Genomic DNA, 14,879 nt, shown 5'->3' with positions numbered 1-14,879 from the left:
ACTAAGATATTTATTTTTAAAATTCAATAATGTATAATATTTAGGTATTCATTGTAATCAATTATTTGTTTTTTAATAATCTAACAATTACGCTCTAACTCGTTTGAATACATAGATATAATTCATTCAAACACGAAGGAGGAAATAGCGAATGAGTGACCAAGTTAAAATTCCTCGAGCAACTTTAAAACGTTTGCCGTTATATTATAGATTTGTCAGTTCATTAAAATCTAAAGGTATAGATCGTGTAAATTCAAAAGCGATTAGCGATGCGTTACAAATTGACTCGGCAACAATTCGTCGTGACTTTTCATATTTTGGCGAATTAGGTAAAAAAGGGTACGGATATAATATAGATAGTTTATTGGATTTCTTTAAATCTGAACTAAGCGAGAGTGACATGATCAAAATCGCAATTGTCGGAGTTGGGAACCTAGGGAAAGCTTTGCTCACATATAACTTTTCAATACATGACGATATGACGATTACAGAAGCGTTTGACGTAAAAGAAGATGTTATTGGCCAGAAAATAGGGAACGTTATTGTAAAAGATAACGATGAATTAATAACAACATTGAAGAAGGAAGAAATAGATGTTGTGATTCTAACTACACCAGAAAGAGTTGCACAGAAAGTTGCAGATGAACTCGTCCAAGCTGGTGTGAAAGGTATTTTAAACTTCACTCCTGGTAGAATTAATACGCCTTCAGATGTGCAAGTACATCAAATTGACTTAGGTATAGAATTACAGTCATTATTATTCTTTATGAAAAATTATAGTGAATAAATGTGATGTTAGCTTTGAATGATTAACCTTGTTATATCTTTAATTAATTATAGAGCAGTCTGGGACTAAATATGTCTCAGGCTTTTTCTGTTATGTTTGAAAATGAAAGGAAAAACTGTTGTGTTGATAAATATAGTATAGGTTAATAAATTAACACGTAGAGATATAATGATGAATCGTAATTAATCGCCTTCCTTATATGAATATAATATAAATATCAAAAATATTGTGTATAAGGTTGAAAACAAGAAAATCATCACCTATAATACATACTAAACTTATCGGAAATGAGAGGTTAGGATTATGTGGATGATTTTTAGTGGCTTAATTGTCGGGGGACTCTTAGGTTTTGTCATGCAAAGAACAAGATTTTGTTTAACAGGTGGCTTTCGAGATATGTATGTGCAAAAGAATAATAAGATGTTCTATGCATTATTAATCGCTATTACTATTCAAAGTATAGGATTATTGATTTTGACGGCAACAGATATTTTACAAATTCCTGCACATAGTTTTCCAATATTGGGAACAATTATAGGTTCTTTTATTTTTGGAATTGGAATAGTATTGGCTGGAGGGTGTGCAACAGGTACTTGGTATCGCGCTGGTGAAGGGTTAATTGGTAGTTGGATTGCATTAGTATTATATGCTGTTACTGCAGCAATCACTAAAACAGGGATTTTAAAACCAGTAATGGATAAAATTAATCAACCAACGAATGTAAATAGTGATATGTCTCAAACAACTGGCATTCCGTTTTGGGGATTAGTCGTTATATTAACTATAATCACCATTTTTCTAGTTGTAAGAACACTCAATAATAAGAAAGTTCGAGTAGCTGTTCCAAAACTAAAGCAACGTTATACAGGTATTAGATATTACCTTTTCGAGAAACGATACCATCCATTTATTGCAGCAATTGCAATTGGACTTATCGCACTATTAGCTTGGCCAATGAGTGCATCAACTGGAAGAAATGACGGTTTAGGTATAACAACGCCATCAGCAAATTTAGTACACTTTTTGATTACAGGTGAAACTAAATTTATTGATTGGGGTGTCTTTTTAGTTCTAGGGATTTTCATTGGTTCATATATTGCAGCTAGAGGATCAAGAGAATTTAAATGGCGATTGCCAGACAAGATTACAATACGAAACAGTGCTATTGGTGGCATATGTATGGGATTTGGTGCGTCAGTTGCTGGTGGTTGTTCTATCGGTAACGGTTTGGTTGAAACGGCAACGATGACTTGGCAAGGATGGATTGCGCTAGCATCGATGATAGTTGGTGTATGGACAATGAGTCATTTTATCTTTGTTCGTCCAATGAAAAAGTACAACAACAATCTGCAAAGGTCAAACAGCAAACGCAAATAGTATAGAAGATTATTATACAAATGATGTTGATCAAATAAAAGTGATTGGAAAAGGAGAAATAATTATGATACACGAATTAGGTACAGTAGGAATGGTATGTCCATTTCCGTTAATTGAAGCGCAAAAGAAAATGGCAACATTGCAATCTGGAGATGAATTAAAAATTGATTTTGATTGCACGCAAGCGACGGAAGCTATTCCAAATTGGGCAGCAGAAAATGGATATCCTGTAACAAACTATGAACAAATTGATAATGCTTCATGGACAATTACAATTCAAAAAGTTTAACGTTATCATTTTAACAATAAAATAGATGTTAGAGTTTAGGACTACTTCCGCTAGTTTAAAAGCGAGTAAGTAGTCTTTTTTGTTTTAGTTCATGAAATTATTTTTATATAGTGTGGCATATTTTATTCCAAAAGATGTAATAAAACTTAACGCATTTTTGCTTTTTATAAATTGTCAGATTATTATGAAAACAAGGGAGTGGTAAGTATGAATCTTAACGATACGATATTTATGTTTTTGTGTACATTATTAGTTTGGCTAATGACACCAGGATTAAGTTTATTTTATGGTGGGTTAGTTCAATCTAAAAATGCGCTAAATACTGTCATGCAAAGTATGGCAGCAATTGTGCTTGTTACATTTGTATGGATAACAGTTGGTTTTACAATTAGTTTTGGGGAAGGGAATTTATGGTTCGGAAATTGGGAATATACATTTCTTAATCATGTAGGTTTCGCGACACAAGAAGATATTAGCCCACATATTCCTTTCGCTTTGTTTATGTTATTTCAAATGATGTTTTGTACGATTGCAATTTCTATTTTATCTGGTTCAATCGCTGAGAAAATGAAGTTTATTCCTTATTTATTATTCGTAGTAATATGGACTGCTCTTGTATACAGTCCAGTAGCACATTGGGTTTGGGGCGGCGGTTGGATTAACAAACTCGGTGTATTAGATTTCGCTGGAGGTACAGTTGTTCATATTACATCAGGTGTTTCTGGTTTAGTATTAGCTATAATGATTGGAAAAGGAAACAAACATTCTGAATCAACACCACATAATCTTATCATTACGTTGATTGGCGGTATATTCGTGTGGATTGGTTGGTATGGATTTAATGTTGGCAGTGCTTTTACATTTGATCAAATTGCAATGCTTGCATTTACGAATACAGTTATTTCTGCCAGTGCAGGTGCTATAGGTTGGTTAATTTTAGAATATATTTTTAAAAAGACGACAAGTTTACTTGGACTTTTACTCGGTGCATTAGCTGGTTTAGTTGTCATTACACCTGCAGCAGGATACGTGACATATCTTAGTGCAACAATAATGGCTTTAATAGGAGGTATCTGTTGTTATATTGTCATCAATTACATCAAGGTAAAATTAAAGTATCATGATGCATTAGATGCATTTGGTATCCACGGTGTTGGCGGTATTATTGGTGCTGTTTTAACAGCAGTTTTCCAAAGTAAAAAGGCAAATCCTGACATTGAGAATGGCTTTATTTATACTGGTGACATACATATTATACTTGTACAAATATTATGTGTAACAGCAGTTGTAATTTTTAGTATCGTCATGACGTTTATTATTGCGAAAGTAATTAAATTAATTACACCATTATCTGTTACGGAACAAGAAACGAATATAGGATTAGACAAGATTGTTCACGGTGAACACGCTTACTTTGAAGGTGAGCTAAATAGATTCAATAAACATATTCGATATTAGAATATATTTACATAGAATATTTATTGTCCTGACATTTAACTAAAGGTTGATGTTGGGACATTTTGTTATACAAAAGTTTTATTTTGAAATCTTTTTATGAAAGAAGCAGAAATATTATTTAAAGCGGTTACACATATGCTAAAATAAGGCTAAGTGTCACAAATAATGATAGGTGAATAAGTATGAAAAATATATCTGATATTGCCAAATTGGCAGGCGTTTCAAAAAGTACAGTATCTAGATTTTTAAATAATGGATCTGTCAGTAAAAAAACAAGTGAAAAATTAACAAAAATTATAGCAGAACATGACTATCAACCGAATCAATTTGCTCAAAGTTTAAGAGCGAGACAAACACACCTTATTGGTGCCATTATACCTAGAATGAATTCATATGCAGTAGATGAAACAATCAAAGGATTGGCAAAACAATGCCAAAAATATGAATCACAATTAATTTTAAATTATACAGGTTTAAATATCGAAGCAGAAATACAAGCGCTTGAAACATTAGCACGCAGTAAAGTAGATGGTATTGTTTTAATGGCTACAGACATAACAGAGAGACATATAGAAGTCATTAACAAAATGAATGTACCAATCGTTATTGTTGGTCAACAACATGAACAACTTCATAGTATTGTGCATGATGATTATAAAGCAGGTCAAATTATAGGTGAATGGATTGGTCAACAGGGATATCAACAAATTGAAGTGTTTAGTGTGAGTGAAAAAGATATTGCAGTTGGTATACATAGAAAACGTGGTTTACTTGACCAGTTAGCTAAATACCAAATTAAACCTAATATACATGAAACAAATTTTACTTATGTGGAAGCACAAAAAGATGTTGCAAATGTTTTGGAAAATGTGGAGCAAGTAGATGCGGTTGTTGGAGCAACTGATACGATTGCATTAGCTGCCTATAAATATTATTCTGATAAAAAAGAAGTTATGAAACCACATCAAATATATGGTTTTGGTGGTGATCCAATGACACAATTAGTGTCTCCATCGATAAAAACAATTCATTATAATTATTTTGAAGCTGGCCAATGCGCGATGGAAGAGATACAACAGATGCTTAAAAAGCAAGATATGCCATATAGCGTCACAGTAGATGTTAATATTTAGACGCTGTATTTTTTAAAATAAATGTGGAACCGATACCATATAACTATAAATGGATAGGTTAAAAGTTAAAGAACGTAGGTAAAATTTGCTATAATAGAATATAAATTGTTAACAGCATAAATTATAAAAGGAGGACTGGGTAAATATTATGACCGAATGGACTAGAGAAGAACGTTATCAACGAATCGAGGACGTTGATACTGAGTATTTTAAAACATTAAAACAACAAGTTGATCAATCAAAATTTCGTCAACAATTTCATATACAACCAGAAACAGGCTTATTAAATGATCCCAACGGACTTATTTTTTATAAAGGGAAGTATTATGTTTCACATCAATGGTTCCCTTTAGGCGCAGTACATGGCTTAAAGTATTGGTATAACTACACGAGTGATGACTTAATAAACTTTAAAGCTGAAGGGCCAATTTTAAATCCAGATACTAAATATGACAGCCATGGTGTTTATAGCGGTAGCGCTTTTGAATTTAACGGGCATTTATATTATATGTACACAGGAAATCATCGAGATAATCATTGGCAACGACATGCGAGTCAGATGATCGCACGATTGAAAGAAGACGGTTCAGTAGAAAAGTTTCCAAAGCCAGTAATTAGCCAGCAACCAGAAGGATATACAAGTCATTTTAGAGATCCTAAAGTTTTTAAATATGGTGAGAAATATTATGCGATCATTGGCGCACAAAATAATGATCAGCAAGGTCGATTATTACTTTATAATACTGAAGATATAATTAATTGGCATTATTTAGGTGAAATAAATACAGAGTTAGATGATTTTGGATATATGTGGGAATGCCCAGATTACTTTAATGTAGATAATCAAGATGTCATACTTATTTGTCCACAAGGTATTGAACCAAAAGGCGATCAGTTCAAAAATATTTATCAAAGTGGTTATATACTTGGAAAGTTTGATATTGAAAAATTAACATATGAACATGAAAATTTTGTCGAGCTTGATAATGGCTTTGATTTCTATGCACCTCAAACATTTTTAGATGAAAAAGGCCGACGAGTACTAATTGGATGGATGGGGTTACCGGAAATCGAATATCCTACTGATAATGAAGGATGGGCCCATTGCTTAACAATTCCTCGTGTATTAAATGTAGAAAATGGTCAACTTAAGCAACGTCCATATCCAGCGTTGGAAAAATTACGTCATAATAAAGAGACAGCATTAGGCTACGCAAATAAATTTACTCGAAAATTACATCCGTATGAAGGTAAACAGTATGAATTAATCATAGATATTTTGGATAATGATGCTACCGAAGTGTACTTTGAATTACGTACGTCTAAGACTTCTTCAACATTAATCGCTTATAACAAGCGTGAAAATAAAATAATATTAGATCGCAGCGACAGTGGTTTATTGCCTACAAATGTTGAAGGTACGACGCGTAGTACGATATTAGAAACGCCATTAAAGCAATTACAAATTTTTGTTGATACATCTAGTATAGAAATTTTCTGTAATGATGGGGAACGTGTTTTGACATCTCGAATTTTCCCGACAGAAGACGCACTAGGTATTAAAACATCAACAGAATCAGGGCAAGTATATTTACAATTTACTAAATATGATTTAAAGGATGAACATAAATGAGACGTCTATTTTCAATAGGAGAAGCGTTAATTGATTTTATTCCAAATATTACAAATGCGAATTTAAAAGATGTTCAAACATTTACGAAGCAAATTGGTGGCGCGCCATGCAATGTAGCTTGTACAGTTCAAAAGTTAGGACAACAAGCGTATATGATTACACAATTAGGTAATGATGCATTTGGAGATAGCATTATTGAAACGATATCAAGTATTGGTGTAGATGTATCAAAAGTGTATCGCACGAATGAAGCAAACACTGCGTTAGCTTTTGTGAGTTTGACTGAAGCGGGCGAGCGAGATTTTTCTTTTTATCGTAAGCCCTCTGCTGATATGTTATTTGAACCAAGTTTTGTGAATGATATTGATGTGAATGAAAATGATGTAGTACATTTTTGTTCTGTTGATTTGATCGATAGTCCGATGAGAGAAGCACATTATCAATTGATTACCAAAACATTAAATGCAAATGGTACTGTCGTATTTGATCCTAATGTAAGATTGCCATTATGGGATAACGCTGAAGATTTAAGACAAACTATTCATACCTTTTTGCCATTGGCGCATATTGTAAAAGTTTCAGATGAAGAATTAGAATTTATTACAGGTATTCATGATGAAAATAAAGCCATTCAATCATTATTTACAGGTAATGTCACTGTAGTCATTTATACGAAGGGAGCAGATGGTGCTGCCGTATATTTGAAAAATGGTATTAATCATTATCATAGTGGCTATAAGGTAAAACCTGTTGATACAACTGGGGCAGGGGATGCCTTTATTGGCGCAGTTATTAGCAGGATTTTAGCAACCGATGTGTTAAATTTAACTCAGTTATTTGAAAATGAAGGTGAGGAAATTTTAGCGTTTAGCAATCGCGTTGCTGCAATAGTGACAACGAAGTATGGTGCTATTAATAGTTTGCCAACTTTACAAGAGGTTGAACAAGCATTTTAAATAATTCATTTATAAAACAGTGTAGGAAACAAGTTGAATCTTGTGCTACACTGTTTTTTAAAACAAAAATAAGATTCACGGGGTAGGAAATTGTAGTATTTTATTTAAGAAAACTGTCGATTTCAAATTTAGTATATTTTGTTAAAAATTGCGCTATAGGATTGTAGAGTGAAATAGAAATTGATAAATTATGTAGTAATAGGAATAGGTATACAAAGAGACGTTACATCATTTTTTAATTCACGCGTCATATTTAATTTTGCTATTAAAATTAAAAAGCCAGCTATACAGTGCATTTGCTAGTTATCTTGTTAAAATCCAACAAGATTTACATTTGAATACGCCGTTAACTGACTTTATTATCTTATTATATTTTTTTAACGTTTCTCACCGATGCATAGCAGTGTTCTTTATTTTTAAAATAGACAATGCGCTCTTTCGAATCTATAGATTCGATATTATGGCGATTGACGACAAAGCTATTATGACATCTAAAGAAACGATCATCTAATTGACTCAGTTCTTTTAAATTACCATAAAATTCAATTTGACGGTTATCTAAATGGGCAATGAGTCTGTGAGATTTTGTTGATGATTCAAAAAACATAATATCATCATATTGAACATACACTGAATTACTGCCACGTTTTAATTCAATCGTTTCAACGCTATTATCTTTAGACAACAATTGTAAGCGTGTATGTGCAGTTTCTAAACAATCTATAATACGTGTTCTTAATTCTGCTGGATCATCTTTAAAAATAAAATCCATCGCTGCAACTTTGTAGACAAATGTTAAATACGTAAGTTCACTATGACTCGTAACGAAAATAATGTTACCAACTGGGTCATGCTTACGGATTTCACTGCCTAATTTGATACCATTAATATCAGTTGAAAGTTGAATATCTAAAAAGTAACAGCCTATGTCATTCATATTTTTAGCTTGCTCAAGCACCTCATAAGGATTATCAGTTGCGAGGGCAATTTCCATAGGCTTTTCTTCTATCATTATATAATTTTTAATAATGGTAACCATGTTTTCTCTTTGTTTTGGATCGTCTTCGCAAATGAAAATTTTCATACATTCACATCCTTATGGCTAGTTGTTAATAATTTCAACTTTTTGAATAAAGAAACCATTTTCGATAATTGTATCTAATAAGACATTGTCTGCATTATCAGCAATTTCTTTTAAAGTTGATAGACCTAAACCACGACCTTCACCTTTAGTAGAAAAACTTTCTTGGAACAATTCATGAATGCGTGGTATATCATCAGCGCATTTATTCATAACAATAAACGTTACTGAATTTTCACTTTCAATAAATGCAACGCGAATGATAGGGTCATCAATTTCAGTTGATGCCTCAATTGCATTATCAAGAATAATACCAATACTGCGACTTAAATCGATCATATTCAAGTTAATGCTACTTACTTCATCGGGTATTTCTATACTAATCGGAATATTCATTTCTTGTGCACGTAAAATTTTCGCAGTAATTAAGCCTTTAATTTCACGTACTTTAAGATTCTCGATACCATTTAATTTTATAGCATTCATTTGTAAATTGTCTTTCATAGGTACAATATTTTTATTGAAATAATCACGTAGGCCAGGCATGTCATCTTCTCGAATGAATTCTGAAAGCGTTGTTAAGATATTGACATAATCGTGACGGAACTTGCGCATTTCGTTGTTGATAGCTTCAATCTTCAATGTATATTCATAATAGGTTTCAATTTCTTCTTGATTACGTTTATATTTCATCTCTTTAAGGAGAAATTGAGAAATAACAAATGTTAATATACTTAAAAATATAGTGATACCAATAAAAATAAAAGAATACTGCCTTATTACTTTAGCTTCATCCGAGTTTATTTGTGAATAAAAGAAAAATAATGAAAAAGTAAGCAGTAAGATAGTCGAAATAACTATTAAAAATCCTTTGTTTAGTATTAGATATGGTGTGCTAATTTTTTTGAGAACTCTATTTATTATATATGAGAATAGTATACTAATAGTCACATAAACTACAAAAAAGCTAGGGAATATTACAAATATACTATCAGAAATTTTGGTGATATATGCATATATAACTATATACATGTAGTTAGCACAGTACAGAATAATCTGCGAAGTCATAATCAACAAAATAGAATACCATTTGATTTTGACAAAATACATTATAATAATAAATGAAGTTAATATGATTAAGGACGCGCTATCAAACATTTTAAATAGAAATAACGATAATGTCGAAATTACTATGATGAAAAAATAATCAAGTTTACTGTACTTAATACCACTAATTATAGCTGGTATTGTAAACATTAATATCATTTGAGTTAATACGAATAAAACAAAATTATAACTATTTAATAATTCCACCTACTATCACACTTTCTATTTTTATTATTCGTGTAATTGAGTTAATTCTTTAGGTACTTCAACTTCATCCATTATGAAGTCACAAGTACTATAAGCTGCGATGTTACCAATGTTTTTTAAAATCCCAGTAATAAAATCAAAAAATAAGTTAAATAATGTATTCATTTTAAGTCCTCCTTAATAAAGAAAATAGGTAATAATGTAATAGCTTCTATTATGATGCCTAATTGAATGAATTGGGCAAATGGCTCTTTGATGATAAGTGTGATAATGAAAAAGGTTAAACTAACAATAATCGCATAATATTTTTTTCGTTTAATAAGTCGCACAGGAATGGGCTTCTTTTTAGTTGCTGCAGGAGCATATACTGAGATTATACCTAAAGAAATAACTGTTAAAATAATCATAATTAATGGATTAATATGAAAATTTACTATTACTAAAGGTAAGAGTATAAATAATAAAATACTTTCCACATAACACCAAAAGGAAGAAGGTGCATGTGCACCATGTGCATGTCTTCTTATTAAGTAAAATGTTAAATTCGTAATTAACGTAAACAGAAAAATGTTTAAAATATAGGCAAGAGTATACATAACAATTAATTTACCTATATTTTTAGCTAAGACCTGCATCCCTAATCGTACTTGCAAAAATTGAATATGATCTAAGTTATTTCTCTTTTGAAGATACGTGGCAAACTGGTCAATTTTGTTATCAAAATAATTCAATTTTACACCACTCTCCTCACTGTCATTATACGATTTAGTACAATCTTTTATCATTATATTGCCTAACTGTAGTAAATAAATACTTAACTGTTAAATGTAATTTGTATTTAATATTTTAACATAAAAAAATTTACAGTTAAGAATAAAAAACGACTAGTTAAGAAAAATTGGAAAATAAATGCTTTTAGCATGTTTTAATATAACTAGATCACAGAGATGTGATGGAAAATAGTTGATGAGTTGTTTAATTTTAAGAATTTTTATCTTAATTAAGGAAGGAGTGATTTCAATGGCACAAGATATCATTTCAACAATCGGTGACTTAGTAAAATGGATTATCGACACAGTGAACAAATTCACTAAAAAATAAGATGAATAATTAATTACTTTCATTGTAAATTTGTTATCTTCGTATAGTACTAAAAGTATGAGTTATTAAGCCATCCCAACTTAATAACCATGTAAAATTAGCAAGTGAGTAACATTTGCTAGTAGAGTTAGTTTCCTTGGACTCAGTGCTATGTATTTTTCTTAATTATCATTACAGATAATTATTTCTAGCATGTAAGCTATCGTAAACAACATCGATTTATCATTATTTGATAAATAAAATTTTTTTCATAATTAATAACATCCCCAAAAATAGATTGAAAAAATAACTGTAAAACATTCCCTTAATAATAAGTATGGTCGTGAGCCCCTCCCAAGCTCGCGGCCTTTTTTATTGTAATAAAGAAGGGGAGAGTTAATCCTCATTATGAGACCCACCGTTAAAATATATAAATAAGTCTAATGTTGGAAAAGGTCAAAAAATTAATCAATTTAATTAAGAAAATCATTCATTTGCAAAGGGCGAAATGGATTCTTACTGAGTTATCTATTATAAAAAATAAACATAGACTTATGAAAAATCTCTCATAAATCTATGTTTAGTCATGACATGTGTTAAATATTATTTCAGGCGCTTCTTATTTATACAAATCTAATTTAATACTTTTAAATACAGGTATATTTTCGCGTTGCTGTTCTACTTCATTTAAGTTTAAATCTACAGTCAAAATATCTGCGGATTCATTTAATTCTCCAACTAAATCTCCGTTTGGATTTATAACTATCGAATGACCAGCATATTCTGTGTTACCATCGAATCCAGTGCTATTAGTTCCAATGACAAACATATTATTTTCAATTGCACGTGCCTTTAGTAATGAATGCCAATGTTGAAGACGTGACATAGGCCATTGCGCCACATAAAATGCAATTTTAGCACCACTACGAGCAGGATATCTTAATAATTCTGGAAAACGTAAATCATAACAGATAAGTTGGGTCACATAAGTACCGTTAGACAATTGAAAAGGTTCAGCTACGTTTTCGCCAGCGGTTAAAAATTCATGCTCTCTTAACATAGGAACTAAATGAACTTTGTCGTATTCATTAATCAGCTGGCCACTTTTATTCACACTAAAAGCTGTATTAAATATTTGATTGTTTCTAATGTTAGAAACTGACCCAGCTACGATATCGACTTTATATTTTTCAGCTAAATGTTTAATAAATGAAAAACTTTGTCCTAGATTATTATCTGCTTTTTCATTTAAATGCTCTAAATCATAGCCATTATTCCACATTTCAGGTAAAACGACTACATCTACTTCAGCATTCATATTTTTTTCGAACCATTGCGTTATTTGAATTTCATTTTTAGAACTATCTCCAAAAATAATCGGTAATTGATAAATTTGGACTTTCATAACATCACATCCTTGATAGATCTTATATATAACTTACTAAAAGTTATGTTGAAACGCAAAAAACGAGCCCAGGACATAAAATCAAAGTCCTAGGCTCTAACATAAAGAAATACTTTTTCTTTAGAAATTAGTATTTCTTATACATGAGTTTTACTCATGTATTCCTATTCTTAAGTGCACATTAGCAGCGGCTAATGTGTAAGAACTACTACATAATGGATAACTAATGATTCTTTATCATTTCTGTACCATTCCTAACAAAATATTGATTATTTTTTTATTACGAAACGATCTTCCACTGGATTAAATGTTTTTTCACCAGCAGCTTCACGAATATCACCAAATGGCATTTGAGCAATAAGTTTCCAACTTTTAGGAATATTAAATTCATTTGAAGTCATCTCATCAACAAGTGGATTATAGTGTTGTAATGAAGCACCTATGCCTTTAGTAGCTAATGCAGTCCAAATTGCAAATTGATGCATGGCATTTGTTTGAGTTGACCATATTGCAAAATTATCATAGTAGTTTGGCATTTGTTCTTGTAAACCACTTACAACATCTTGATCTTCATAAAACAAAATTGTGCCGTATGAATGTTTGAAGTTATCAATTTTTTGTTCAGTTGGCTCGAAATCACGATTCTCTCCCATGACTTCTTTTAAAATTGCTTTTGTGTTATCCCAAAATTTATTATTGTTGTCATTTAACAAGAGAACAATTCTAGTTGATTGAGAATTAAATGATGAAGGAACATGTTTAACTGCATGTGCAATCATTGATTCTAATTCGTCATCGCTAATTGATATCGAATCTTTCAAATTATATATTGAACGTCTTTCTTCCATTGCATTGTCAAAAGTCATTGCTTTTTTATCTTTTTTAAATAAACCCATAATTATTGCTCCTTCTTTAGTAAAGAATACTTAATAGACTAAGTATAAAATTTATACTCGAACTTGCAAAGTAATATTTACGAAAATTTCAAGAATATTAATATTCATTTTCAAATTCCAAATATAAATGCATTTTCAACGCATATTGATTATACTTAGATTAATACTTACATGAAAAAGGGAGGTGTCTCGTGAAATGTCATATCATTGGTTTAAGAAAATGTTACTTTCAACAAGTATTTTAATTTTAAGTAGTAGTAGTTTAGGGCTTGCAACGCACACAGTTGAAGCAAAGGATAACTTAAATGGAGAAAAGCCAACTACTAATTTGAATCATAATATAACTTCACCATCAGTAAATAGTGAAATGAATAATAATGAGACTGGGACACCTCACAAATCAAATCAAACGGGTAATGAAGAAACAGGTTCGAATAGTCGTGATGCTAATCCTGATTCGAATAATGTGAAGCCAGACTCAAACAACCAAAACCCAAGTCCAGATTCAAAACCAGACTCAAATAACCAAAACCCAAGTCCGAATCCAAAACCAAATCCAGATAACCCGAAACCAAAACCGGATCCAAAACCAGACCCAGATAAACCAAAGCCAAATCCGGATCCAAAACCAGATCCAGATAACCCGAAACCAAATCCAGATCCAAAACCAGACCCAGATAAACCAAAGCCAAATCCAGATCCAAAACCAGATCCAGATAAACCAAAGCCAAATCCGAATCCAAAACCAGACCCTAATAAGCCAAATCCTAACCCGTCACCAGATCCCGATCAACCTGGGGATTCCAATCATTCTGGTGGCTCGAAAAATGGGGGAACATGGAACCCAAATGCTTCAGATGGATCTAATCAAGGTCAATGGCAACCAAATGGAAATCAAGGAAACTCACAAAATACTACTGGTAATGATTTTGTATCCCAACGATTTTTAGCCTTGGCGAATGGGGCTTACAAGTATAATCCGTATATTTTAAATCAAATTAATAAGTTGGGCAAAGATTATGGAGAAGTTACTGATGAAGACATTTATAATATTATTCGAAAACAAAACTTCAGCGGAAATGCATATTTAAATGGATTACAACAACAATCAAACTATTTTAGGTTCCAATATTTTAATCCTTTAAAATCAGAACGATATTATCGTAATTTAGATGAACAGGTACTCGCATTAATTACTGGTGAAATTGGATCAATGCCAGATTTGAAAAAGCCCGAAGATAAGCCGGATTCAAAACACCGTTCATTTGAACCGCATGAAAAAGACGATTTTACAGTAGTTAAAAAACAAGAAGATAATAAGAAAAGTGCGTCAACTGCATATAGTAAAAGTTGGCTAGCAATTGTATGTTCTATGATGGTGGTATTTTCAATCATGCTATTCTTATTTGTAAAGCGAAATAAAAAGAAAAATAAAAACGAATCACAGCGACGATAATCCGTGTGTGATTC

The 14,879-nt window shown here is 31.5% G+C and carries 15 protein-coding genes and 1 pseudogene; 9 read left to right on the top strand and 7 right to left on the bottom strand.

The features are described 5' to 3' along the window. Window positions 1-151 precede the first annotated feature (151 nt). The 7 genes and pseudogenes from IDG65_RS07205 (at window position 152) to IDG65_RS07175 (ending at window position 7,633) form a co-directional block, all read left to right on the top strand. On the top strand, window positions 152-787 hold the full coding sequence (locus IDG65_RS07205; protein WP_001283612.1) for a redox-sensing transcriptional repressor Rex: 636 nt from the start codon (window positions 152-154) through the stop codon (window positions 785-787). Window positions 788-1,090: 303 nt separating this feature from the next. Further along, window positions 1,091-2,169, top strand: a pseudogene (locus IDG65_RS07200) (YeeE/YedE family protein). 59 nt (window positions 2,170-2,228) lie between these two features. After that, window positions 2,229-2,453, top strand: coding sequence for a sulfurtransferase TusA family protein (locus IDG65_RS07195; protein WP_000581077.1), 225 nt, complete (start codon window positions 2,229-2,231; stop codon window positions 2,451-2,453). Window positions 2,454-2,660: 207 nt separating this feature from the next. After that, window positions 2,661-3,911: an ammonium transporter gene (locus IDG65_RS07190; RefSeq protein WP_001052258.1), complete on the top strand. Its 1,251-nt coding sequence runs from the start codon at window positions 2,661-2,663 to the stop codon at window positions 3,909-3,911. 182 nt (window positions 3,912-4,093) lie between these two features. Beyond that, a complete protein-coding gene (locus IDG65_RS07185; protein WP_000790322.1) occupies window positions 4,094-5,044 on the top strand; it encodes a LacI family DNA-binding transcriptional regulator in 951 nt (316 codons plus the stop codon). A gap of 148 nt (window positions 5,045-5,192) precedes the next feature. Further along, window positions 5,193-6,677 carry a sucrose-6-phosphate hydrolase gene (locus IDG65_RS07180; RefSeq protein ID WP_000141410.1) on the top strand — a complete coding sequence of 495 codons (1,485 nt, stop codon included), beginning with the start codon at window positions 5,193-5,195 and terminating at the stop codon, window positions 6,675-6,677. Then, window positions 6,674-7,633, top strand: a complete 960-nt coding sequence (locus tag IDG65_RS07175) for a carbohydrate kinase family protein (protein WP_001253301.1) — start codon at window positions 6,674-6,676, stop codon at window positions 7,631-7,633. Before IDG65_RS07180 ends, IDG65_RS07175 begins: the two co-directional genes overlap by 4 nt. A gap of 188 nt (window positions 7,634-7,821) precedes the next feature. On the opposite strand, the gene IDG65_RS07170 is transcribed toward IDG65_RS07175, so the two are convergent. The 5 genes from IDG65_RS07170 to agrB all read right to left on the bottom strand — a co-directional run bounded on the left by IDG65_RS07170 (window position 7,822) and on the right by agrB (window position 10,759). Further along, window positions 7,822-7,929, bottom strand: coding sequence for a hypothetical protein (locus IDG65_RS07170; RefSeq protein ID WP_031789494.1), 108 nt, complete (start codon window positions 7,927-7,929; stop codon window positions 7,822-7,824). A 71-nt stretch (window positions 7,930-8,000) separates the two neighbouring features. Further along, entirely contained in the window at window positions 8,001-8,717 is a 717-nt protein-coding gene (gene agrA, locus IDG65_RS07165; RefSeq protein ID WP_000688492.1) for a quorum-sensing response regulator AgrA, read from the bottom strand. Window positions 8,718-8,735: 18 nt separating this feature from the next. Beyond that, on the bottom strand, window positions 8,736-10,028 hold the full coding sequence (gene agrC / locus IDG65_RS07160; protein ID WP_001670396.1) for a quorum-sensing sensor histidine kinase AgrC: 1,293 nt from the start codon (window positions 10,026-10,028) through the stop codon (window positions 8,736-8,738). 24 nt (window positions 10,029-10,052) lie between these two features. Next, window positions 10,053-10,193, bottom strand: a complete 141-nt coding sequence (agrD, locus tag IDG65_RS07155; RefSeq protein WP_001093929.1) for a cyclic lactone autoinducer peptide AIP-I precursor — start codon at window positions 10,191-10,193, stop codon at window positions 10,053-10,055. Continuing rightward, complete coding sequence (gene agrB, locus IDG65_RS07150) at window positions 10,190-10,759, bottom strand: accessory gene regulator AgrB (protein WP_001105713.1); 570 nt, start codon at window positions 10,757-10,759, stop codon at window positions 10,190-10,192. Before agrB ends, agrD begins: the two co-directional genes overlap by 4 nt. Before the next feature lie 289 nt (window positions 10,760-11,048). Between agrB and hld the strand changes: the two genes are divergently transcribed. Beyond that, the gene (hld, locus tag IDG65_RS15125) at window positions 11,049-11,129 is read left to right on the top strand and encodes a delta-hemolysin (protein ID WP_000046022.1); all 81 of its coding nucleotides are present in this window, start codon (window positions 11,049-11,051) and stop codon (window positions 11,127-11,129) included. A 598-nt stretch (window positions 11,130-11,727) separates the two neighbouring features. Here the strand turns inward: hld and IDG65_RS07140 are convergent. Both IDG65_RS07140 and IDG65_RS07135 read right to left on the bottom strand, forming a co-directional pair. Next, window positions 11,728-12,513: a carbon-nitrogen family hydrolase gene (locus IDG65_RS07140; RefSeq protein WP_000867943.1), complete on the bottom strand. Its 786-nt coding sequence runs from the start codon at window positions 12,511-12,513 to the stop codon at window positions 11,728-11,730. Window positions 12,514-12,782: 269 nt separating this feature from the next. Continuing rightward, a complete protein-coding gene (locus IDG65_RS07135; protein ID WP_000522384.1) occupies window positions 12,783-13,409 on the bottom strand; it encodes a nitroreductase family protein in 627 nt (208 codons plus the stop codon). A 196-nt stretch (window positions 13,410-13,605) separates the two neighbouring features. Here IDG65_RS07135 and IDG65_RS07130 point away from each other — a divergent pair, with 196 nt between their 5' ends. Continuing rightward, the gene (locus tag IDG65_RS07130; RefSeq protein ID WP_000120317.1) at window positions 13,606-14,865 is read left to right on the top strand and encodes an SdrH family protein; all 1,260 of its coding nucleotides are present in this window, start codon (window positions 13,606-13,608) and stop codon (window positions 14,863-14,865) included. The last annotated feature ends 14 nt before the right edge of the window (window positions 14,866-14,879 follow it).

The sequence above is a fragment of the Staphylococcus sp. EG-SA-17 genome (assembly GCF_017151845.1).
GTDB classification, from domain to species: domain Bacteria; phylum Bacillota; class Bacilli; order Staphylococcales; family Staphylococcaceae; genus Staphylococcus; species Staphylococcus aureus.
The sequence above is the reverse complement of the archived record's forward strand: the minus strand, read 5'-3'. Positions and strand labels throughout refer to the sequence as shown.

Bases quoted from the DNA above. Each gene is read 5' to 3' on its own strand.
- IDG65_RS07205 (WP_001283612.1), top strand. From the start codon at position 152: ATGAGTGACCAAGTTAAAATTCCTCGAGCAACTTTAAAACGTTTGCCG.
- IDG65_RS07195 (WP_000581077.1), top strand. From the start codon at position 2,229: ATGATACACGAATTAGGTACAGTAGGAATGGTATGTCCATTTCCGTTA.
- IDG65_RS07190 (WP_001052258.1), top strand. From the start codon at position 2,661: ATGAATCTTAACGATACGATATTTATGTTTTTGTGTACATTATTAGTT.
- IDG65_RS07185 (WP_000790322.1), top strand. From the start codon at position 4,094: ATGAAAAATATATCTGATATTGCCAAATTGGCAGGCGTTTCAAAAAGT.
- IDG65_RS07180 (WP_000141410.1), top strand. From the start codon at position 5,193: ATGACCGAATGGACTAGAGAAGAACGTTATCAACGAATCGAGGACGTT.
- IDG65_RS07175 (WP_001253301.1), top strand. From the start codon at position 6,674: ATGAGACGTCTATTTTCAATAGGAGAAGCGTTAATTGATTTTATTCCA.
- IDG65_RS07170 (WP_031789494.1), bottom strand. From the start codon at position 7,929: ATGCACTGTATAGCTGGCTTTTTAATTTTAATAGCAAAATTAAATATG.
- agrA (WP_000688492.1), bottom strand. From the start codon at position 8,717: ATGAAAATTTTCATTTGCGAAGACGATCCAAAACAAAGAGAAAACATG.
- agrD (WP_001093929.1), bottom strand. From the start codon at position 10,193: ATGAATACATTATTTAACTTATTTTTTGATTTTATTACTGGGATTTTA.
- hld (WP_000046022.1), top strand. From the start codon at position 11,049: ATGGCACAAGATATCATTTCAACAATCGGTGACTTAGTAAAATGGATT.
- IDG65_RS07140 (WP_000867943.1), bottom strand. From the start codon at position 12,513: ATGAAAGTCCAAATTTATCAATTACCGATTATTTTTGGAGATAGTTCT.
- IDG65_RS07135 (WP_000522384.1), bottom strand. From the start codon at position 13,409: ATGGGTTTATTTAAAAAAGATAAAAAAGCAATGACTTTTGACAATGCA.
- IDG65_RS07130 (WP_000120317.1), top strand. From the start codon at position 13,606: ATGTCATATCATTGGTTTAAGAAAATGTTACTTTCAACAAGTATTTTA.